The following is an 18,571-nucleotide window of genomic DNA, read 5'->3' on the forward strand; positions in this document are numbered from 1 at the left end:
GCTGCGCTAAGACTCCACAATCTACGACCAAAGGGACTTGGCGCCTATTGGACGTTTTGTCCTATGGCGGGAAACTGCTTTCGGTGAGACGCTCGGGGCATTCCTGTTAATGGCCTACCTTTGTCACTGTCGGTGACACCCGAATTACAAAACGCAATGACGACGACGTCCAGCATCAGTCCGCAAGGCGCACAGCCTGTGCCGAACACGTCCGGAAACGGCGCCAGCCCGAGCCAGAGTGGCGATGCCGATCACTCGCACATCGCCCCGGGTGAAATCGCCGTCGGCGTGATCATCGGCCGCGCTTCCGAGTATTTCGACTTCTTCGTCTACGGCATCGCCTCGGTGCTGGTCTTCCCGTACGTATTCTTCCCGTTCGAGCAGCGCCTGGAGGGAATCCTTTACGCGTTCGTGGTCTTCTCGTTCGCGTTCATCGCCCGGCCGTTCGGAACTGTCATCTCGATGGCGATCCAGCGACGATTCGGGCGCGAAACCAAGCTGACCATCGCGCTGTTCCTCCTGGGCACGTCCACGGCCGGCATCGCCTTCCTGCCGGGCTACGAGAGCCTCGGGTTCACCGCGATCGTGCTGCTGTCGGTGTTCCGCTTCTGCCAGGGCCTCGCGCTCGGCGGCTCGTGGGACGGTCTGCCTTCGCTGCTGGCGCTGAACGCGCCGCCGAACCGCCGCGGCTGGTACGCCATGTTGGGCCAGCTGGGCGCGCCCATCGGCTTCTTCATTGCCAGCGCGCTGTTCGCGTACCTCTACGCAAGCCTCTCGATCAAGGAATTCCTCGACTGGGGCTGGCGCTACACCTTCTACGTGGCTTTCGCGATCAACGTGGTGGCGCTCTTCGCGCGCCTGCGGCTCGTAGCCACCGAAGAATATTCGCGCCTCCTCGAAGAGCGCGAACTGCAGCCCACCAGCGTGGTCGAACTGACCCGCTCGCAGGGCGCCAACCTGCTGATCGGCGCGTTCGCCGCGCTGGCCAGCTATGCGCTGTTCCACCTCATCACCGTGTTCCCGCTGTCGTGGATCACGCTGTACTCGGACCAGTCGATCACCGAATTCCTGGTGGTGCAGATGATCGGCGCGGTGTTCTGCGCCGGCGGCATCGTGGCCTCGGGCCTGATCGCCGACCGTGTGGGACGCCGTTTCACCTTGGGCGGCCTGGCCGCGCTGATCGCGGTGTTCAGTGGCTTTGCCCCCACGCTGCTCGACGGCGGCCGCATCGGGCAGGACGTGTTCATCCTGCTGGGCTTTGTGCTGCTGGGCCTTTCGTATGGCCAGGCCGCGGGTGCCGTGACCTCGAATTTCGAACCCAAGTACCGCTACACCGGCGCGGCCCTCACGGCCGACTTGGCCTGGCTGATCGGCGCTGCGTTCGCACCGCTGGTGGCGCTGGGCCTGTCGGCGAACTTCGGTCTGGCGTACGTGAGCGTCTACCTGCTCTCGGGCGCGGCCGGCACGCTGGCAGCGCTGGGCCTGAACCGGGCTCTGGTGCGCGACTGAGCGGCGAGCGCCGCGTCTCGACGAAGGGGCCTCGCGGCCCCTTTTCCTTTTTTGGGCCACGGCGCACGCTGGCTTAGGATTCGCCCATGTTCTCCGCCGCCATCTTCGACATGGACGGGCTCCTCATCGACTCGGAGCGGCCCATCATGGCCGCCTGGATCGAAGCGGCCCGCACGCTCGACATCGAGCTTTCTCACACGCAGTACCTGCAGGTCGTGGGCCTCGCCACCGTGGAGTCCGAGGTGATCCTCGGTTCGCTGCTCGGCGGACCGGAGGCCTACCGCCATGCCATCGCGCATGTCCGCAAGCTGCTGCAACTCGAGCGCTCCGACGGCACGCCGCTCTTTCCCATCAAGCCCGGCGCGGCCGAGTTCCTCGCCGCATTGCGCCAGCGCGGCACGCGCTGCGCGGTGGCTTCGTCTTCGACAAGCGCCCAGATTCAGGCCTGCCTCGGGAGCCTCGACGTGCTCCATCATTTCGAGGCCTTCGCGGGCGGCGACGAGGTGGTGCGCGCCAAGCCCGATCCGGCGCTCTACCTGCTCGCAGCCTCGCGCCTGGGCGTGGACCCGGCGCAATGCATCGCCTTCGAAGACAGCGAGAACGGCGCCAAGGCCGCGCTGGCGGCGGGGCTCCGCGTCGTGATCGTTCCCGACCTCAAGCACCCGCCGGCATCGATCGTCGAACAGGCGTTCCACGTGCTGGCGTCGCTGAACGACGCCACGGCGCACCTGCCGCGATGGTTTCCCGGCGAACTGGTGCGGCCCTGATCCGAGACGAGACCGCTTCGCCCCGGTTCACGCTACCGGCGGCAGTCCTGCGAGCAGCTTGTCGAGCGTGATCGGATACTCGCGCACCCGCACGCCCGTCGCGTTGTAGACCGCATTGGCCACCGCGGCCGCGACGCCGCACATGCCCAGTTCGCCGACGCCCTTTGCCTTCATCGGCGAAGAAATCGGGTCGGTCTCGTCCAGGAAGATCACGTCCTGATGAGGGATGTCGGCATGCACCGGCACCTCGTAGCCGGCCAGGTCGTGGTTGACGAAGAAGCCATGCCGCTTGTCCAGCGCCAGCTCTTCCATCAGCGCGCCGCCGACGCCCATCGTCATCGCACCGATCACCTGGCTGCGCGCGGACTTGGGATTCAGGATGCGCCCGGCGGCGCACACCGCCAGCATGCGCCGCACGCGGATCTCGCCGGTGGCGGCATCGACGCCGACCTCGACGAAATGCGCGCCGAAGGTGGACTGCTGGTACTTCTTGTCGAGGTCGCCGTACTCGATGCCGTCTTCGGCCGCGAGGCCCTCCGCACCCGCCACTTCGGCAAGCGGCACCGAACGCCCGCCGGCCCGCACCATGCCGTCCGAGAACTGGGCTTCGGCCGCGGCCATGCCCAGCTTCGCCGCTACCGCCTCGCGCAGCTTCATGCAGGCCGCAAAAACGCCCGAGGTCGAGTTGTTGGCGCCCCATTGCCCGCCCGAGCCGGCCGAGACCGGATAGGCCGAATCGCCCAGGCGCACCGACACCTTGTCGAGCGACACGCCCATGGTTTCGGCGGCGGTCTGCGCAATGATGGTGTACGACCCGGTGCCGATGTCGGTCATGTCGGTCTCCACCGTGACCATGCCGCGGTTGTCCAGCCGCACGCGCGCGGCCGATTTCGTCAGCAGGTTGTTGCGGAACGCCGCGGCGACGCCCAGGCCCACGAGCCAGCGGCCGTCGCGCTGCTGCGCGGGCGTTGCGCTGCGCTTGCTCCAGCCGAAGCGCTCGGCGCCCATGCGGAGGCACTCGTTGAGCCTGCGCTGGGAGAACGGGCGCTCGGGCTTCTCGGGATCGACCTGCGTGTCGTTGAGCACGCGGAACTCGACCGGGTCGAGCTTGAGCTTTTCCGCCATTTCGTCCATGGCGATCTCCAGCGCCATCAGTCCCGGGGCCTCGCCGGGCGCGCGCATCGCATTGCCTTCGGGCAGGTCGAGCACGGCGAGCCGGGTGATCGTCAGGCGGTTGGCGCCGGCATACAGCAGCCGTGTCTGGTTGACCGCCGTCTCGGCCTGGCCGCCGGGCAGGTCGCCCGACCAGCCTTCGTGCGCGATGGCGGTGATCTTTCCGTCCGGCGTGGCGCCGATGCGGATGCGCTGGATGGTCGCCGGCCGGTGCGTGGTGTTGTTCATCATCAGCGGCCGCTGCAGCGCCACCTTCACCGGCCGCTTGGCGGCGCGGGCACCGAGCGCGGCGAGCACCGCGTCCGCCCGCACGAACAGCTTGCCGCCGAAGCCGCCGCCGACGAAAGGCGAGACCAGACGCACCTTGTCCTTCGCAATGCCGAGCGTCTTGGCGACGTCGCCGACGCCCCAGGCGATCATCTGGTTGGAGGTCCAGATCGTCAGCCTGTCGCCCTGCCACTGCGCGATGGAGGCATGCGGCTCCATCATGGCGTGCGACTCGTCGGGCGTGGTGTAGGTGGCGTCGAGCTGGACCGGCGCCGCGGCGAACGCGCCCGGGAAATCGCCGGTCTTGGTTTGCGGCTCGCCCGAAAACGGATTGGGCTTGGGCATCTGCGCCGCATCCTTTTCGGCGGCGAGATCGAAGCGCCCGGCGCCGCGTTCGTACGTGATGCGCACCAGTTGCGCCGCGGCGCGCGCCTGCTCGAAGGTGTTCGCCACGACGACGGCCACCGCCTGGTGGTAGTGGTCGATCTCGGGGCCGCCCAGCAGCTTGGCGGTATTGAAGTCGCCCTTGGCCAGCTTGCCGGCATTGCGCGCGGTCACGACGGCCAGCACGCCGGGTGCGGCCTGCGCGGCGCCCAGGTCCATCGACGCGATGCGGCCCTTGGCGATGCCTGCGCCCACGACGTATCCATAGGCCGCGCGCGGCACTTCGGCGTTGCGTTCGTAGGCGTAGCGGGCGGTGCCGGTCGTCTTGACCGGACCGTCGATGCGGTCGGTCGGTTTGCCGATGACCTTCAGCTGGTCGATGGGATTGGTCGTGGCGGGTGTGTCGAATTTCATGCTCAGCTCCTCGCCTGCACCAGGGCGGCGGCCAATGCGCGCTCGGCCAACGGCAACTTGAATGCGTTCTCGTGGGTCGGCTGCGCATCGGCCAGCAGCCGTGCCGTCACGGCCTTGGCGCCCTGCGGCATCGCGGCCTCCGCGGCCTCGAGCCGCCACGGCTTGTGCGCGACGCCGCCGAGCGCCACCCGGCCCGATCCGTCGCGCTGCACGATCGCCGCGACGGAAACCAGCGCGAAGGCATAGGAGGCGCGGTCGCGCACCTTGCGGTAGATGTGCGTGCCGCCGATGGGCTTGGGCAGCGTCACGCCGGTGATGAGTTCATCCCGCGCCAACGTCGTCTCGATGTGCGGCGTGTCGCCGGGCAGGCGATGGAAGTCGGTGATCGGGATCACGCGGGCACGTCCGTCGGGGCGGATGGTTTCGACCGAAGCGTCCAGCACGCGCATCGCCACCGCCATGTCGCTCGAATTCGTCGCGATGCACGCCTTGCTGCCGCCGACGATCGCAAGCTGGCGCGTCACGCCGCCGATGGCGCTGCAGCCGCTGCCGGGCCGGCGCTTGTTGCAGGGCTGGTCGGTGTCGTAGAAGTAGGGGCAGCGCGTGCGCTGCAGCAGGTTGCCCGCGGTCGTTGCCTTGTTGCGCAACTGGCCCGACGCACCGGCCAGGAGCGCGCGGGACAGCACGCCGTAGTCGCGGCGCACGCGCTCGTCGGCCGCCAGGTCGGTGTTGCGCACCAGGGCGCCGATGCGAAGGCCGCCTTCGGGCGTGGGCTCGATCCTGTCCAGCGCCAGGCGGTTCACGTCGACCAGATGCACCGGGGCTTCGATCTGCAGCTTCATCAGGTCCAGCAGGTTGGTGCCGCCTGCGATGAACTTGGCGCCCGGGTTGGCGGCGACTGCCGCCGCGGCTTCGGTCGCGGACTGCGCGCGTTCGTAGGTAAAAGGTTTCATGCCCTGCTCCCGGCCACTTCGGTGATGGCTTCGACGATGTTGGAGTAGGCGCCGCAGCGGCAGATGTTGCCGCTCATGCGCTCGCGAAGTTCCTCGGCCGAGAGGATGGGTCTTGCCGTGAGATCGGCGCTCACATGGCTCGGAATGCCGCGCTTGACCTCGTCGATCACTCCCACCGCCGAGCAGATCTGTCCCGGCGTGCAGTAGCCGCACTGGTAGCCGTCGTGCTTGACGAAGGCGGCTTGCAGCGGGTGCATGTTCTGCGGCGTGCCCAGGCCTTCGATGGTGGTGACCTGCGCGCCGTCGTGCATGACGGCGAGCGTCAGGCAGGAATTGATGCGCCTTCCGTCCACGATCACCGTGCAGGCGCCGCATTGGCCGTGGTCGCAGCCTTTCTTCGTACCGCTCAGGTGCAGGTGCTCGCGCAGTGCGTCGAGCAGCGTGGTGCGGGTGTCGAGTTCGAGCGCGTGCGCTGTTCCGTTGACGTTCAGCGACAGCTTCGCCTGGGGTACCGGCCCGGTGCCTGCCGCTGCCGCAGCAGGCGCGGCCTTGGCGGGCGCGGGCGACGACACCGCGGCGGCGGTCGCGGTAGCGGCGCTGACGATGAGGGCGTTGCGTCGCGAGATCAAGGTCAATGGGATCGTGGGACTGTCCATGTCGGCTCCTGTTGTTCGGGGTTCGGGTATGCGTCGGCGATCACTGCTGATATCGCGAGCCTGCTGCGATGGCAATAGGAGACCGGCTGTTATTTCCGGTCGATTTCCCGACATCGTGGAGCCCCGCTGAACGCGGGGTTTGACTGGCCATTCTTCTGGAGCGGCGCGCCGACCGATAGCGCATTTCGCTCCGTTTCTTGCCTAATCCGATGAACTCGCAGCCGCTTGCAGCTCGAGGTCCGCCGTTGTTGCCGTGTTCGCCGCGCCGGCCACAAGGGCTTCGACGCCGCGGGCACCGCCTCGCAGCACCTCGATGTCCCTTCGGGGCGGTGCGCCGAACAGCCGGCTGTATTCGCGGCTGAACTGGGACGGACTTTCGTAGCCGACCTTGAACGCGGCGCTGGCGGCGTCGCAGTGCTCGTTCAACATCAGCCGTTTCGCTTCGTTCAACCGCAGCCATTTCTGGTACTGCAGCGGACTCATCGCGGTGAGCTGGCGAAAGTGATGGTGAAACGTGGGCGCGCTCATCTGCACGCGCGCCGCGAGTTCATCGACACGAAGCGGCGAGGTGTAGTTCAGCTTCAGCCAGTCGATGGCCCGGGCGATCCGGTGGCCCTGGCCGTCTACCGAGGCGATCTGCCGCAGCTTGTCGGCCTGGTCGCTCATCAGCAGCCGGTAGTGAATTTCCCGGTGGATCAGCGGTGCGAGCACAGGAATGGCGTCGGGTTCTTCCAGCAGTTCCAGCAGGCGCCCGATGGGCGCGAGCAGGGCGGCCGTGGCCGTGCCGATGCCCACACCCACGCCCGAACTGCCGCGCCGGTCGCGAAGCGGCGGCAGGCTGCCCTGGGCAGCCAGTTCGGCCAGCGTGCGCACATCGAGCTTCAGCACCAGGCCCAGGCACGGCTGCGCAGGGCTTGCCGCCTTCACTTCCGAATTGGCGGGCATGTCCAGCGAGGTGACGAGGAACCGCGAGGTGTCGTAAGGGTAGGCCGCGCCGCCCACCCACAACTGCTTGGCGCCTTGGGCAACGAGGACGATGCTTGGCTCGACCATGCAGACGACGGGCGGTGCGGGCGCATCGCGCCGAAAGAAGCTCAGGCCGGCGATCGGCGTGGCGTAGTCGCCCACGCCCGGCGTGCGCGCGCCGATGGCGTGCGCCATCGCTTCATGCGGCGATCTGCCTGGAGCGACCGTGTCGTGGGGTCTGGGTGTCATGTCGGAGGTGCCTCGCGCGAAAGCACTCTACTCGCCAGTCCCGGCGCGAATCGCGAAAGGGGCTCGTGCTCAGAGGAACAGGCAAGAAATCCAGCGATCTGCGCAAGCTCGCAGCTTCGCTTCGCAAGCCCGGCTCAGAGCACTTCTTCGCGCAACTGCGGAAACACCTTCGAGACCTTGGCCAGCAGGTAGTCGCCATAGCGGCCGCTGAAGGCGTGCACGTTGGCGCGGTCCCAGCGCTCGCTGCTGTCGTCGAGCGCCTCGGCGCCCGCAAGCCCTTCGATGCGCTGCACGCGCGCCTCGAAGTTCGGATCGAAGAACAGCGGAAACGACAGCCGGTCGCGCCCCGAGGTGTTGCGCTTCACGCGGTGCGGTGTCGACTTGTAGAGCCCGCCGGTCATGCGGTCGAGCATGTCGCCGATGTTGCAGACGAAGGAGCCGGCAACCGGCGGCGCGTCGATCCAGCCGCTGGGCGTGTGCACCGCGAGGCCGCCCACGCTGTCCTGGTGAAGGATGGTGAGGAGGCCGTAGTCGGTGTGCTCGCCGACGCCCCATTGCACGTCGAGCCCTTCGGGCACGGGCTGCGAGGGGTAGTTGAAAAGGCGGAACAGGATCAGCGGATCGGCGGTGTAGCGCTCGGCGAAGTACGTGGCCGAAAGGCCGAGGCTCAGCGCGATGCCTTCCATCAGGCGATGACCGAGCTGCGTTACCGCGGCCATGTAGTCGAGGATGGTCTCGCGAAAGCCCGGCACGTCGGGGAAGAGATTCGGCCCGTGCACCGGCGTCTTCGCCAGCACCAGCGGATGCGTCGCGGGCAACTCGGTGCCGAGGTACAGGCCTTCCTTCCAGTCGGGCCGGCCCGAAGTCAGCTCGCCGCCGAGCGGGAAGAAGCCGCGCCACGCGCGCCCGCCGAGGGCCATGCGCCACTGCATCTTGGTTTCTTCGGGCAGGTCGAAGAATTGGTGGCTCAGGTCTTCGAGCCGCTGCACCAGTGCCGCATCGACGCCATGGCCAGTGACGTAGAAGAAGCCATGCGCGCGGCAGGCGGCGCCGATCTGCGCCGCCACGTCGCTGCGTTCGGGTGCGCCGGCCACGAGCGGCGCGACGTCGATCACGGGCAGCGAAAGAAAAGGGGCGGTGGTGGTCATGGTCGAAGAGAGCATGTCACGCGTCGCGCGCGAACGGCGAGCGGATGTCCGAAAGAAACTGCTGCGCACGCGGATGCTGCGGCCGGTTGAAGAAGTCGTCGGGCGTCGCGCGCTCGAGCACCTTGCCTTCGTCCATGAAGATCACGCGGTCGGCCACTTCGCGCGCGAAGCCCATCTCGTGCGTCACGCAGACCATCGTCATGCCGTCGCGCGTGAGGTCGCGCATCACCAGCAGCACCTCGCCGACCATCTCGGGGTCGAGCGCGCTGGTGGGCTCGTCGAACAGCATCAGCGGCGGCTGCATGGCGAGCGCGCGTGCAATCGCCACGCGCTGCTGCTGGCCGCCCGAGAGTTCGCTCGGCCACGCATCGGCCTTGTTCGCGAGGCCCACGCGTTGCAGCAGCGCCATCGCGCGCTCGTCGGCTTCCTTGCGAGAAAGGCCGCGCAACTGCATCGGCGCCATCGTGCAGTTCTGCAGCACCGTGAGGTGCGGGAACAGGTTGAACTGCTGGAACACGAAGCCGATGCGCGAGCGGAACGCGTTCACGTCGGTGCCCGGCGCGTGGATGTCCTGGCCCTCGAAGAGGATGCGGCCCGACTGGATCGGCTCCAGCCGGTTGAAGGTGCGGATCAGCGTCGACTTGCCCGAGCCCGAAGGCCCGCACACGACGACGACCTCGCCCTTTTGGATGGTCTCGTTGATGTCGACCAGGGCCTGGTAGCTTCCGTACCACTTGTTGACGTTCTGCAGTTCGATCATGCGGACACCTTGGGGGCCGAGGCCGAAGAGGTAATGCTGGACATGCCGCGGCGCGCGAGCCGCCGCTCCAGCCAGTAGGCGAAGCGCGACAGGCCGAAGCAAAGAATGAAATACGTGCCGCCCAGGATCAGGTAGATCTGCGCCGGCTTGGTGAACACCTGCGTGTTGATCTGAGTCGCGATGAACGACACCTCGGCCAGGCCGATGATGTAGCCGAGCGAGGTCTCCTTGATGGTCGAGACGAACTGGTTCACGAGCGAAGGCAGCATGCTGCGCAACGCCTGCGGCAGGACCACGAGGCGCATCGCGCGGAAGTAACTCAGGCCGAGCGCGCGCGCGGTTTCCATCTGCCCGCGCGGCAGGCCCTGGATGCCGGCGCGCACGATCTCGGCGAGGTAGGCGGCATCGAAGATCACGAGCGCGATCAGCATGGTGGTGAACTGGTCGGTCTTCACGCCCGTCACGCTGGGCAGGAAGAAGTAGGCCCAGAAGATCACCATGAGCAGTGGCAGGCCCCGCACCACGAACACGAAGCCCGTCACCGGCCAGCGCAGCCACCGCCACGGGCTCACGCGCGCGAGGCCGAGCACGATGCCCAGCGGCAGCGCGAGCACGAGGCCGCACGAGGCCAGCAGCAGCGTGAGCACCAGCCCGCCGAGCGGGCCGTTCGGGTACTGCCCGATGAGGAAGTAGACCCAGTAGTCGTTGATGATCTGAAGCATCGCGTCGCTGTCCTCAGATCGTTCGCACCGGGAAGCGGTGGTGGTACCAGGTCGCAAGGCCCGTGATGACTAAGGACACCGTCAGGTAAGCCGCGCTCGCGAACGCGAACGACTCGAAGCTGCGGAAGGTCGCGCTCTCCACCTGCCCGGCCTGATACATCAGTTCGGCCACACCGATCACTGTGGCAATGGAGGTGTTCTTCCAGAGGCTCAGCGTCTGCGAGATGAGCGGCGGCACCGTGATGCGCAGCGCCTGCGGCAAGACCACGCGGCGCATGGTGTCCAGGAAGCCGAAGCCCAGCGCGCGTCCGGCCTCGAACTGCACGGTCGGGATCGCGCGGATGCCGCTGCGGATGTCTTCCGCCATGAAGGCGGCCGTGTAGAGCGCGAGCGCGACGATGGCGCTGTAGGCCTCGATGTGGCCTGCGTAGAGCCATTGCTTGATGCCCTCGGGCAGCAGCTCGGGCGCGCCGAAATACCAGAAGAGCATGTGCGCGAGCAGCGGGATGTTGCGGATCGACTCCACATACGCAAAGCCCAGCCAGCGCAGCGGCGCGATCGGCGAGAGGCGCAAGAGCGCCACCACCAGCGCGATGGGCAGCGCGAGCACGAGCGAGGCGGCGAGCAGCTGCAGCGAGAGCAGGAGGCCCGCGACGAGCATGTCGTGGTACTTGCCGGTCAGCAGCAACGAGTAGTCGAACAGGGGCATGGAATCAGGGAGCGCGGCGAAGGGCGCTGGAAGACGCCGGGGCGCACATGGTACGCATGCGCGCCGTGCCGCCCCAAAAAAGAAGGGCGGGTCGCCCGGCGCCCGCCCTCGTGCGACTGGCCGCGAGGCTCAGTCGATCTTGTCGGATTCGAACTTGAAGTCGCGCGTCTCGAAGCCCGATGCCGTCGTCGGCCCGTACCACTTCACGAAGATCTTCTGCGCCTCGCCCGACTTCTCGAGTTCGCGCAGCGTGTCGTCCACCACCGCCTTCAGGCCGCTCTCGCCCTTCTTGATGCCGATGGCCAGCGCCTCGGTGCTCAGGTTCTGCTTGAGCACCACGTACTGCGCCTTCGCCGGACCGAGCTTGGCGTAGCTGCGCAGCAGCGCGGCTTCGTCGTCCACGTAGCCGACGCCCTTGCCTTGCTGCAGCGCCTGGAAGGCCTGCTGGCTCGTGTCGAAGGTCACGACCTCGGCGCTGGGCACGGCCTTGCGGATGTTGGGCTCCTGCGTGCCGCCGCGGATGGTCAGCACCTTCTTGCCGCCCAGTTGCGGGATGTCGGCGATGCCGCTGTCCTTCTTCACGATGGCCTTCTGGCCGGTCACGAAGGTGGTGAGCGAGAAGTCGATCTGCGCCTCGCGCTCCTTGTTGTGCGTGAGGCCCGCGGCCACCAGGTCCACGTGGCCCTGCTGCAGCTCGGGAATGCGCGCGGCCACGGCGATTTGCTTCAACACCGGCTTCACGCCGATCTTCTTGGCGATGGCGTTCACCAGGTCGACTTCGTAGCCGACGATCTGGCGCGTCTTGGGGTCGACGAAGGTCGCGGGCTCGTCGGTGCCGAGCACGCCGACCACGAGCTCGCCCTTCTTCTTGATGTCGGCGAGCTGGTCCGCGTGGGCGACGGTGCCCAGGAGGAGGGTGGAGGCGGCGAGGGCCGCGGCGAGCAAGGTGTGACGCATGGTTGTTCTCTCTCCGGTTGGAAATTCAGGGCCGAACCATATCAATAAAACCGCAGATTATTAAATCGTCAATCGACATATGCATATGGCTCGCACGGGATGCCTTTGCGACCGGCTGGGTTAAATTCGCGGGCTTCCCCGGCATCACATCCAGCGAGGTCTTCATGATCATCAAACCGCGCGTGCGCGGCTTCATCTGCGTCACGACCCATCCCACGGGTTGCGAAGCCAATGTCAGGCAGCAGATCGATTACGTGCTGGCCCAGGGCCGCATCGCCGGCGGGCCGAAGAAGGTGCTCGTGATCGGTGCATCGACCGGCTACGGGCTCGCCGCGCGCATCACCGCGGCCTTCGGCAGCGGCGCCGACACGCTGGGTGTGTTCTTCGAGCGGCCCGGCAGCGAGACGAAGCCCGGCTCGCCCGGCTGGTACAACACCGCGGCCTTCCATCGCGCGGCGGCCGAAGAAGGCCTCTACGCGAAGAGCATCAACGGCGACGGCTTCTCCGACGACGTGAAGCAGAAGACCATCGACGCGATCCGCGCGGACATGGGCCAGGTCGACCTCGTCGTCTACAGCCTCGCCGCACCGCGGCGCACGCATCCGAAGACCGGCCAGGTCTTCAACTCGACGCTCAAGCCCATCGGCAAGGCCGTGACCCTGCGCGGCCTCGACACCGACAACGAGGTCGTCAAGGAAACCGTGCTGGAGCCGGCCACGCAGGAAGAAATCGACAACACTGTCGCCGTGATGGGCGGCGAGGACTGGCAGATGTGGATCGATGCGCTGCAGTCCGCCGGCGTGCTGGCCGAAGGCGCGAAGACCACCGCCTTCACTTACCTCGGCGAGCAGATCACGCACGACATCTACTGGAACGGCTCCATCGGCGCCGCCAAGAAAGACCTCGACCTCAAGGTGCTCGGCATCCGCGCCGGCCTGGCTGCGAAGGGCGGCGATGCGCGCGTGTCGGTGCTCAAGGCCGTCGTCACGCAGGCGAGTTCGGCCATTCCGATGATGCCGCTGTACCTGTCGCTGCTCTTCAAGGTGATGAAGGAGAAGGGCACGCACGAGGGCTGCATCGAGCAGGTGCAGGGCCTCTTCGCCGAGAGCCTTTACGGCAGCACGCCGCACCTCGACGCCGAAGGGCGCCTGCGCGCGGACTACAAGGAACTGGCACCCGACGTGCAGGCGCGCGTGGTCGAACTCTGGCCGCAGGTGACGAGCGAGAACATCCATGAACTCACCGACTTCGCGGGCTACAAGACCGAGTTCCTGCGCCTCTTCGGCTTCGCGGTCGAAGGCGTGGACTACGAGGCCGACGTGAACCCCGATGTGGGCATTCCGAACCTCGTCCAAGCCTAGAAACGCTCAGAGGGATACTCCCGCCCATGCAGATTCAAGAAAAGCCGCCCGCCGGCACGCCCTTCGAGTGGATCGGCGGCGAGCCGAAGGTGGAGGCGCTGGTCGAGCGCTTCTACGACCTGATGGACCTAGAGCCCGCCTACGCGCAACTGCGCGCCGTGCACGGTACGAACCTGGACAACGCACGCCAGCGCCTCTTCTGGTTTCTGTGCGGCTGGCTCGGCGGCCCGCAGCACTACACGGACCGCTTCGGCCATCCGATGCTGCGCGCGCGGCACCTGCCCCAGAGCATCGGCGGCCACAGCATCGGCATCAAGGAGCGCGACCAGTGGCTCGCCTGCATGGACCAGGCGATGGGCGAGACGGGCGTGCCGGATGACTTGCGCGAACGTCTGCGCACGTCCTTCTTCCAGACGGCTGACTGGATGCGCAACCGCGGCGAATAAAAACAGACACCGATTCCGAAAGACTTTCCCTCATGAATTCCATCGTCATCATCGGCGGCGGCCACGCCGCGGCCCAGCTTTGCGCTGGCCTTGCCGAAGCCGGGCAGGGCGCGCGCGTGCACCTGGTCTGCGAAGAAGCCTGCGAGCCGTATCACCGGCCGCCGCTGTCGAAGGCCTTCCTCAAGAGCGCCGAAGAAACCACGCAGCCGCACAAGGCCGCCGACTGGTATCGTGAGGCGGGCATCACGCTGCACCTGGGCGATGCGGCCGTGGCCATCGACCGCGAGGCGCATACCGTCACGCTGCGCTCAGGCGCGGTGCTGCCGTGGGAGCGGCTGGTGCTCGCCACCGGCACGCGCGCACGTCAGATGCCCGACCTGAAGCCGGGGCTCGAAAACGTCGCGAGCCTGCGCGCCGCCGACGAGGCGCATCGCCTCCGCGAACGGCTCGCGGGTGCACAGCACGTCACGGTGCTGGGCGGCGGCTTCATCGGCCTCGAAGTGGCGGCCACCGCCAAGGCGCTCGGCAAGAGCGTGCAGGTGATCGAGAGCGCGCCGCGCTTGCTGGGCCGCGCCGTGTCGCCCGAGCTGTCGGCGCACGTGCTCGCGACGCATCGCGCGGCGGGCATCGACATCGTGCTCGGCGCGCAGACCGGCGCGTTCGAGGCCGAGGGCGATCGGCTGGTATCGATCCAGGTCAACGGCGCGAAGCAGCCGGTCGACCTGCTGCTGCTCGGCATCGGCGCCGTGCCCGAGACCGCGTTGGCGCAAGCCGCGGGCATCGAGTGCGCCGACGGCATCGTGGTCGATGGCCACATGCAGACCAGTGCGGCTGACGTGCTCGCCGTGGGCGACTGCACCCGCTTTCCAGATCGCCGCGCGGGCCGCGCGCTGCGGCTCGAATCGGTGCAGAACGCGAACGACCAGGCGCGCACTGCGGTCGCCACGCTGACTGGCGCGCCGCGACCGCACGATGCGGTCGCGTGGTTTTGGTCCGACCAGGGCAGCATGCGCTTGCAGATGGTGGGACTGATGCCGGCCGAGGGCACGCCCGGTCTTGTCAGTGTGCGCCGCCCCGGTCCCAAGCCCGAGGCGTTCTCGCTGTTCCATTACGTCGATGGGCAGCTCGCGTGCGTCGAATCGGTCAACGCGCCGGTCGATCACATGATGAGCCGCAAGCTGCTCGAAGCGGGGCGCAGTCCAGATCCGGTGGCGATTGCGGATGCGGCGGTGCCGCTCAAGAACCACCTGGCGTAACCGCGCCGCTCCGTGATGCGCGCGCAGGGCGGCTTCAGCGCCGCACCGGCGCCAGCAGCACCACGAGAGCGCCCGCACCACCTTCGGCCGGCTTCGCCTGCACGAACGCGATCACCTCGTTCTTCTGGATCAGCCAGCGCTGCGTCTTGGTCTTGAGCACCGGCTGCTTGCCGGGCGAGCCGAGGCCTTTGCCGTGAACCACGCGCACGCAGCGCAGCCCCTGCTTGTGCGAGGTGCGGATGAAGCCGCCGAGCGCCTCGCGCGCCTCGTCGCTGCGCAGGCCGTGCAGGTCGACCTGCGCCTGGATCGACCAGTCGCCCTTGCGCAGCCGCGCCGTCACGTCGGTGCCTATGCCGGGGCGGCGGAAGCTCATGGCGTCGTCGACGTCCAGCAGCGTGGTCACGTCGAATTCGTCGGAGAGCGATTCGCGCAGCACGCGCTGCTCATCGAGCTGGTGCTGCACCGGGATCGGCGCTGGCGGCTCGGGTGCGAGCGGCACGGCGGCTTTGCGGCGCAGCGGTTCGGTGGCGCCGATGGCGCGCGCGAACAGGTCTTTCTCGGCCGCGCGCTTGCGTTCTGCAGCGGCTTTGGCCGCCGCCTCGGCCGCTTCGCGCTCGCGCGTTTCGGCCAGTGCGCGCTGCACCTGCTTGAGGTCGGCGAGGTTCTTCAGCGTTTTCGGCGCGGAGGAGTGGGAGGGAGGGGCGGGACGCGAGGCCATCAGAGCACTCCTTTTTCGGCCATCGAGAAGCTCTGTCCCGGGCTCACGATGACATGGTCGATCACGCGCACATCCACCAGCGAGAGCGCGGCCCTGAGCGTTTGCGTGAGCGATTCGTCGGCGCGCGAAGGCTCGATGCTGCCGCTCGGGTGGTTGTGCGCCAGCACCACGGCCGCGGCCTGGTGGTGCAGGGCACGCATGACGATTTCTCGCGGATAGACGCTCGCCTGCGTGAGCGTTCCGCGAAACAGCTCCTCCAGCACGATCAGCCGGTGCTGCACGTCGAGGAACAGCACCGCGAAGACCTCGTGCGGCCGCGAGCCGATGTGCAGCTGCACGTACTGCTTGACCGCGTCGGGCGAGTCGAACACCGTGCGCTCCTTGAGTTGCTCGGCCATGGCGCGGCGGGCCAGTTCGAGCACCGCGATCAGCTCGGCGCGCTTGGCATCGCCGCCCATGCCCTTGACGAGCTTCAGTTCCTCGGGGCCGGTGTGCAAGAGACCCGAGAGGCCGCCGAAGCGCTCGAGCAGTTCCTGCGCCATCTGCAGCACGTTCTTGCCCGCGACGCCGGTGCGCAGCAGCAGCGCCAGCAGCTCGGCGTCGGCCAATGCGGCGACGCCCCGTGCGATGAGCTTTTCGCGCGGGCGAGCGTCGACAGGGAGATCCTTGAAAGCCATCGAAACCTTGGGGAAACCTTGAATGGAACGGGTGGAAGGCCCCCGTCCTTAAAATGCAGTCCAGTTTATCGGGACACCTCCCTTGTCTTTGCCCACCTCTGCTTCCTCCATGTCCCACGTCGTGACTTCCGGCTCGTTCCTCACCCTGCACTACCGGCTGGCCGGACCGGCGGGCGACATCATCAACACCTTCGCCGACAAGCCCGCGACCCTGTCGCTCGGCACCGGCGAACTTTCGCCTGCGATGGAGCAGCGCCTGATGGGCTTGGAAGAGGGCACGCATGCCACCTTCGAACTGCCCGCCGGCGAGGCGTTCGGCGATCGCAATCCCGAGATGCAGCAGTGGGTCGCGAAGAAGCTGCTCGCGCAGATGGGCGACCCCGACGAGAAATACGCAGTCGGCGACGTGGTGCAGTTCCCCACGCCCGATGGCACCGGCAGCTATGCCGGCGCGGTGATCGAATCGAGCGAGACCGCGGTGCGCTTCGACTTCAACCATCCGCTCGCAGGGCAACCCGTGACCTTCGAGGTGAAGCTGATCGGAGTGCTATGAATCCAAATATCGAGGAAGTCCTCCTCGCCGAGCCACGCGGCTTCTGCGCGGGCGTGGACCGCGCCATCGAGATCGTCGAGCGCGCCATCGCCAAGTTCGGCGCGCCGATCTATGTGCGCCACGAGATCGTGCACAACACCTACGTGGTGAACGAGCTCAAGGCCAAGGGCGCGATCTTCATCGAGGAACTGTCCGACGTGCCGCCCGGCGCCACGCTGGTGTTCAGCGCGCACGGCGTGAGCAAGGCGGTGGAGCAGGAGGCACGCGACCGCGGCTTCGAGATCTTCGACGCCACCTGCCCGCTCGTGACCAAGGTGCACGTCGAGGTGGCCAAGCTCGCGAAGGAAGGCTACGAATTCATCATGATCGGCCACAAGGGACACCCCGAGGTCGAAGGCACGATGGGCCAGCTCTCCAGCGGCATCCACCTCGTGGAAGACGTCGCAGATGTCGCCAAGGTCTCGCCCGGGCAGACCGACAAGCTCGCGGTCGTCACGCAGACCACGCTCAGCGTGGACGACGCCGCCGAGATCGCCGCCGCGGTGCGCGCGCGCTTTCCGAAGGTGCGTGAACCCAAGCAGCAGGACATCTGCTACGCCACCCAGAACCGCCAGGACGCGGTGAAGATCATGAGCCCGCAGGTCGACCTCGTGATCGTGGTCGGCAGCCCCACCAGCTCCAACAGCAACCGGCTGCGCGAACTCGCGCAACGCCTGGGCACCGAGAGCTACATGGTCGATTCGGCCGACGAGCTCAAGCCCGAATGGTTCGAGGGCAAGAGCCGCGTCGGCATCACGGCCGGCGCTTCAGCCCCCGAGGTGCTGGTGCGCGAGGTGATCGATCGCGTGCGGGCCTTCGGCGCGGTGTCGGTCCGCAAGATGGACGGCATCGAGGAGACCATCAAGTTTCCGCTCCCCAAGGGCCTCAAGCTCGACGACATTCCGCCTCCGGGACATATCTCTTGAACAAGCAAACAACAAACTGGCGCTCTGAAATAGAAAGCGCCTCCCGCAGGCTGCGCGAAGGCGCCGCCGGCTTCCTGCGCGAGACGCCACTGTGGAAGCTGCCCGCGTCTGCCTTCGGCATCGCAACGCCCGGTGTGGAGGTGTGGCTCAAGCTCGAGCACCTGCAGGTGAGCGGCAGCTTCAAGGCCCGCGGCATGATGAATCGGCTGCTCGCCAACGACATTCCCGAGAGCGGCGTGGTCGTCGCCTCGGGCGGCAATGCCGGCATCGCCACCGCAGCCGCCGCCAAGGCGCTGGGCGTGCGCTGCCAGGTGTTCCTGCCCGGCGTATCGCCCGAAGCCAAGCGTGCGCGCCTGCGTGCGCTGGGCGCCGAAGTGGTCGTGGTCGGCGAGCTGTACCCCGATGCGCTGGCCGCCTGCCTTACGCGGCAGAAGGAAACCGGCGCCTTGCTGACCCATGCCTATGACCAGCCCGAAGTCGTGGCCGGTGCCGGCACGCTGGGCCACGAGATCGAAGCGCAGGGCGGCCTGCCCGATTCGGTGCTCGTGAGCGTGGGCGGCGGTGGCCTCATCGGTGGCCTTGCCGGCTGGTTCGAGAAGCGCGCCCGCGTCGTGGCGCTGGAGCCCGAGAAGGCGCCGACGCTCTTTCGCGCACGAGAAGCCGGCGAGCCGGTCGATGTCGAAGTCGGCGGCATCGCGGCCGATTCGCTCGGCGCACGCCGCATCGGCGCGATCTCGTGGGAGATCACGCAGCAGCAGGTGCAGGACGCACTGCTGCTGTCCGATGAATCCATCCGCGCCGCCCAGCAGTGGCTGTGGAAGGAGATGAAGCTCGCCGTGGAGCCGGCCGCCGCATTGCCGCTGGCTGCGCTGCAGACCGGCGCCTACGTGCCGCGCGAGGGCGAGAAGGTGTGCCTGATTGTCTGCGGGGCGAACGTGGACCCGGCCACCGTCGCCTGAGA

The 18,571-nt window shown here is 67.5% G+C and carries 19 protein-coding genes; 8 read left to right on the forward strand and 11 right to left on the reverse strand.

The features are described from left to right. Positions 1-156: 156 nt before the first annotated feature. Both QFZ83_RS03750 and QFZ83_RS03755 read left to right on the forward strand, forming a co-directional pair. Positions 157-1,509 carry an MFS transporter gene (locus QFZ83_RS03750; protein WP_306880857.1) on the forward strand — a complete coding sequence of 451 codons (1,353 nt, stop codon included), beginning with the start codon at positions 157-159 and terminating at the stop codon, positions 1,507-1,509. Positions 1,510-1,595: 86 nt separating this feature from the next. Next, positions 1,596-2,276: an HAD family phosphatase gene (locus QFZ83_RS03755; RefSeq protein ID WP_307502797.1), complete on the forward strand. Its 681-nt coding sequence runs from the start codon at positions 1,596-1,598 to the stop codon at positions 2,274-2,276. A gap of 27 nt (positions 2,277-2,303) precedes the next feature. On the opposite strand, the gene paoC is transcribed toward QFZ83_RS03755, so the two are convergent. The 9 genes from paoC to QFZ83_RS03800 all read right to left on the reverse strand — a co-directional run bounded on the left by paoC (position 2,304) and on the right by QFZ83_RS03800 (position 11,634). Then, the gene (gene paoC / locus QFZ83_RS03760; RefSeq protein WP_307502802.1) at positions 2,304-4,514 is read right to left on the reverse strand and encodes an aldehyde oxidoreductase molybdenum-binding subunit PaoC; all 2,211 of its coding nucleotides are present in this window, start codon (positions 4,512-4,514) and stop codon (positions 2,304-2,306) included. 2 nt (positions 4,515-4,516) lie between these two features. Further along, a complete protein-coding gene (locus QFZ83_RS03765; protein ID WP_307502804.1) occupies positions 4,517-5,467 on the reverse strand; it encodes a xanthine dehydrogenase family protein subunit M in 951 nt (316 codons plus the stop codon). Further along, entirely contained in the window at positions 5,464-6,123 is a 660-nt protein-coding gene (gene paoA / locus QFZ83_RS03770; RefSeq protein WP_307502807.1) for an aldehyde dehydrogenase iron-sulfur subunit PaoA, read from the reverse strand. Before paoA ends, QFZ83_RS03765 begins: the two co-directional genes overlap by 4 nt. Positions 6,124-6,324: 201 nt before the next feature. Beyond that, positions 6,325-7,338: an AraC family transcriptional regulator gene (locus QFZ83_RS03775; RefSeq protein WP_307502811.1), complete on the reverse strand. Its 1,014-nt coding sequence runs from the start codon at positions 7,336-7,338 to the stop codon at positions 6,325-6,327. A 134-nt stretch (positions 7,339-7,472) separates the two neighbouring features. Further along, positions 7,473-8,486, reverse strand: coding sequence for an isopenicillin N synthase family oxygenase (locus QFZ83_RS03780; RefSeq protein ID WP_307502814.1), 1,014 nt, complete (start codon positions 8,484-8,486; stop codon positions 7,473-7,475). Positions 8,487-8,502: 16 nt separating this feature from the next. Continuing rightward, positions 8,503-9,246 carry an amino acid ABC transporter ATP-binding protein gene (locus QFZ83_RS03785; protein WP_307502819.1) on the reverse strand — a complete coding sequence of 248 codons (744 nt, stop codon included), beginning with the start codon at positions 9,244-9,246 and terminating at the stop codon, positions 8,503-8,505. Then, positions 9,243-9,968, reverse strand: a complete 726-nt coding sequence (locus QFZ83_RS03790; RefSeq protein ID WP_306880849.1) for an amino acid ABC transporter permease — start codon at positions 9,966-9,968, stop codon at positions 9,243-9,245. The genes QFZ83_RS03785 and QFZ83_RS03790 overlap by 4 nt, the downstream gene beginning before the upstream one ends. 13 nt (positions 9,969-9,981) lie before the next feature. Beyond that, entirely contained in the window at positions 9,982-10,677 is a 696-nt protein-coding gene (locus tag QFZ83_RS03795; protein ID WP_307502822.1) for an amino acid ABC transporter permease, read from the reverse strand. 129 nt (positions 10,678-10,806) lie between these two features. Then, on the reverse strand, positions 10,807-11,634 hold the full coding sequence (locus QFZ83_RS03800) for an ABC transporter substrate-binding protein (protein ID WP_307502825.1): 828 nt from the start codon (positions 11,632-11,634) through the stop codon (positions 10,807-10,809). 164 nt (positions 11,635-11,798) lie between these two features. On the opposite strand from QFZ83_RS03800, the gene fabV reads away from it, so the two are divergent. The 3 genes from fabV to QFZ83_RS03815 are packed head-to-tail and all read left to right on the forward strand — an operon-like array spanning position 11,799 to position 14,697. Then, positions 11,799-12,995 (forward strand): enoyl-ACP reductase FabV, encoded by a 1,197-nt coding sequence (gene fabV, locus QFZ83_RS03805; protein WP_307502827.1) that lies wholly within the window; start codon positions 11,799-11,801, stop codon positions 12,993-12,995. A 26-nt stretch (positions 12,996-13,021) separates the two neighbouring features. Continuing rightward, the gene (locus QFZ83_RS03810; RefSeq protein WP_307502830.1) at positions 13,022-13,441 is read left to right on the forward strand and encodes a group II truncated hemoglobin; all 420 of its coding nucleotides are present in this window, start codon (positions 13,022-13,024) and stop codon (positions 13,439-13,441) included. A gap of 32 nt (positions 13,442-13,473) precedes the next feature. Next, positions 13,474-14,697 carry an NAD(P)/FAD-dependent oxidoreductase gene (locus QFZ83_RS03815; RefSeq protein WP_307502836.1) on the forward strand — a complete coding sequence of 408 codons (1,224 nt, stop codon included), beginning with the start codon at positions 13,474-13,476 and terminating at the stop codon, positions 14,695-14,697. 34 nt (positions 14,698-14,731) lie between these two features. On the opposite strand, the gene QFZ83_RS03820 is transcribed toward QFZ83_RS03815, so the two are convergent. Continuing rightward, positions 14,732-15,415 carry a Smr/MutS family protein gene (locus tag QFZ83_RS03820; RefSeq protein WP_307502839.1) on the reverse strand — a complete coding sequence of 228 codons (684 nt, stop codon included), beginning with the start codon at positions 15,413-15,415 and terminating at the stop codon, positions 14,732-14,734. After that, a complete protein-coding gene (gene radC, locus QFZ83_RS03825; protein WP_306880842.1) occupies positions 15,415-16,092 on the reverse strand; it encodes a DNA repair protein RadC in 678 nt (225 codons plus the stop codon). The genes QFZ83_RS03820 and radC overlap by 1 nt, the downstream gene beginning before the upstream one ends. A 109-nt stretch (positions 16,093-16,201) precedes the next feature. On the opposite strand from radC, the gene QFZ83_RS03830 reads away from it, so the two are divergent. Genes QFZ83_RS03830 through QFZ83_RS03840 form a run of 3 tightly spaced genes read left to right on the forward strand, consistent with a single transcriptional unit; the run spans position 16,202 to position 18,569 of the window. Continuing rightward, positions 16,202-16,645, forward strand: coding sequence for a peptidylprolyl isomerase (locus tag QFZ83_RS03830; protein WP_307502842.1), 444 nt, complete (start codon positions 16,202-16,204; stop codon positions 16,643-16,645). Beyond that, positions 16,642-17,610 carry a 4-hydroxy-3-methylbut-2-enyl diphosphate reductase gene (gene ispH / locus QFZ83_RS03835; protein ID WP_307502845.1) on the forward strand — a complete coding sequence of 323 codons (969 nt, stop codon included), beginning with the start codon at positions 16,642-16,644 and terminating at the stop codon, positions 17,608-17,610. Before QFZ83_RS03830 ends, ispH begins: the two co-directional genes overlap by 4 nt. Then, a complete protein-coding gene (locus tag QFZ83_RS03840) occupies positions 17,607-18,569 on the forward strand; it encodes a threonine/serine dehydratase (protein WP_307502848.1) in 963 nt (320 codons plus the stop codon). Before ispH ends, QFZ83_RS03840 begins: the two co-directional genes overlap by 4 nt. Positions 18,570-18,571 lie beyond the last annotated feature (2 nt).

Origin of the sequence: Variovorax sp. W1I1 (genome assembly GCF_030815625.1) — a bacterium.
GTDB lineage: Bacteria > Pseudomonadota > Gammaproteobacteria > Burkholderiales > Burkholderiaceae_C > Variovorax > Variovorax paradoxus_C.

Coding starts and splice junctions, on each gene's coding strand:
- QFZ83_RS03750 (WP_306880857.1), top strand. CDS start 157: ATGACGACGACGTCCAGCATCAGTCCGCAAGGCGCACAGCCTGTGCCG.
- QFZ83_RS03755 (WP_307502797.1), top strand. CDS start 1,596: ATGTTCTCCGCCGCCATCTTCGACATGGACGGGCTCCTCATCGACTCG.
- paoC (WP_307502802.1), bottom strand. CDS start 4,514: ATGAAATTCGACACACCCGCCACGACCAATCCCATCGACCAGCTGAAG.
- QFZ83_RS03765 (WP_307502804.1), bottom strand. CDS start 5,467: ATGAAACCTTTTACCTACGAACGCGCGCAGTCCGCGACCGAAGCCGCG.
- paoA (WP_307502807.1), bottom strand. CDS start 6,123: ATGGACAGTCCCACGATCCCATTGACCTTGATCTCGCGACGCAACGCC.
- QFZ83_RS03775 (WP_307502811.1), bottom strand. CDS start 7,338: ATGACACCCAGACCCCACGACACGGTCGCTCCAGGCAGATCGCCGCAT.
- QFZ83_RS03780 (WP_307502814.1), bottom strand. CDS start 8,486: ATGACCACCACCGCCCCTTTTCTTTCGCTGCCCGTGATCGACGTCGCG.
- QFZ83_RS03785 (WP_307502819.1), bottom strand. CDS start 9,246: ATGATCGAACTGCAGAACGTCAACAAGTGGTACGGAAGCTACCAGGCC.
- QFZ83_RS03790 (WP_306880849.1), bottom strand. CDS start 9,968: ATGCTTCAGATCATCAACGACTACTGGGTCTACTTCCTCATCGGGCAG.
- QFZ83_RS03795 (WP_307502822.1), bottom strand. CDS start 10,677: ATGCCCCTGTTCGACTACTCGTTGCTGCTGACCGGCAAGTACCACGAC.
- QFZ83_RS03800 (WP_307502825.1), bottom strand. CDS start 11,634: ATGCGTCACACCTTGCTCGCCGCGGCCCTCGCCGCCTCCACCCTCCTC.
- fabV (WP_307502827.1), top strand. CDS start 11,799: ATGATCATCAAACCGCGCGTGCGCGGCTTCATCTGCGTCACGACCCAT.
- QFZ83_RS03810 (WP_307502830.1), top strand. CDS start 13,022: ATGCAGATTCAAGAAAAGCCGCCCGCCGGCACGCCCTTCGAGTGGATC.
- QFZ83_RS03815 (WP_307502836.1), top strand. CDS start 13,474: ATGAATTCCATCGTCATCATCGGCGGCGGCCACGCCGCGGCCCAGCTT.
- QFZ83_RS03820 (WP_307502839.1), bottom strand. CDS start 15,415: ATGGCCTCGCGTCCCGCCCCTCCCTCCCACTCCTCCGCGCCGAAAACG.
- radC (WP_306880842.1), bottom strand. CDS start 16,092: ATGGCTTTCAAGGATCTCCCTGTCGACGCTCGCCCGCGCGAAAAGCTC.
- QFZ83_RS03830 (WP_307502842.1), top strand. CDS start 16,202: ATGTCCCACGTCGTGACTTCCGGCTCGTTCCTCACCCTGCACTACCGG.
- ispH (WP_307502845.1), top strand. CDS start 16,642: ATGAATCCAAATATCGAGGAAGTCCTCCTCGCCGAGCCACGCGGCTTC.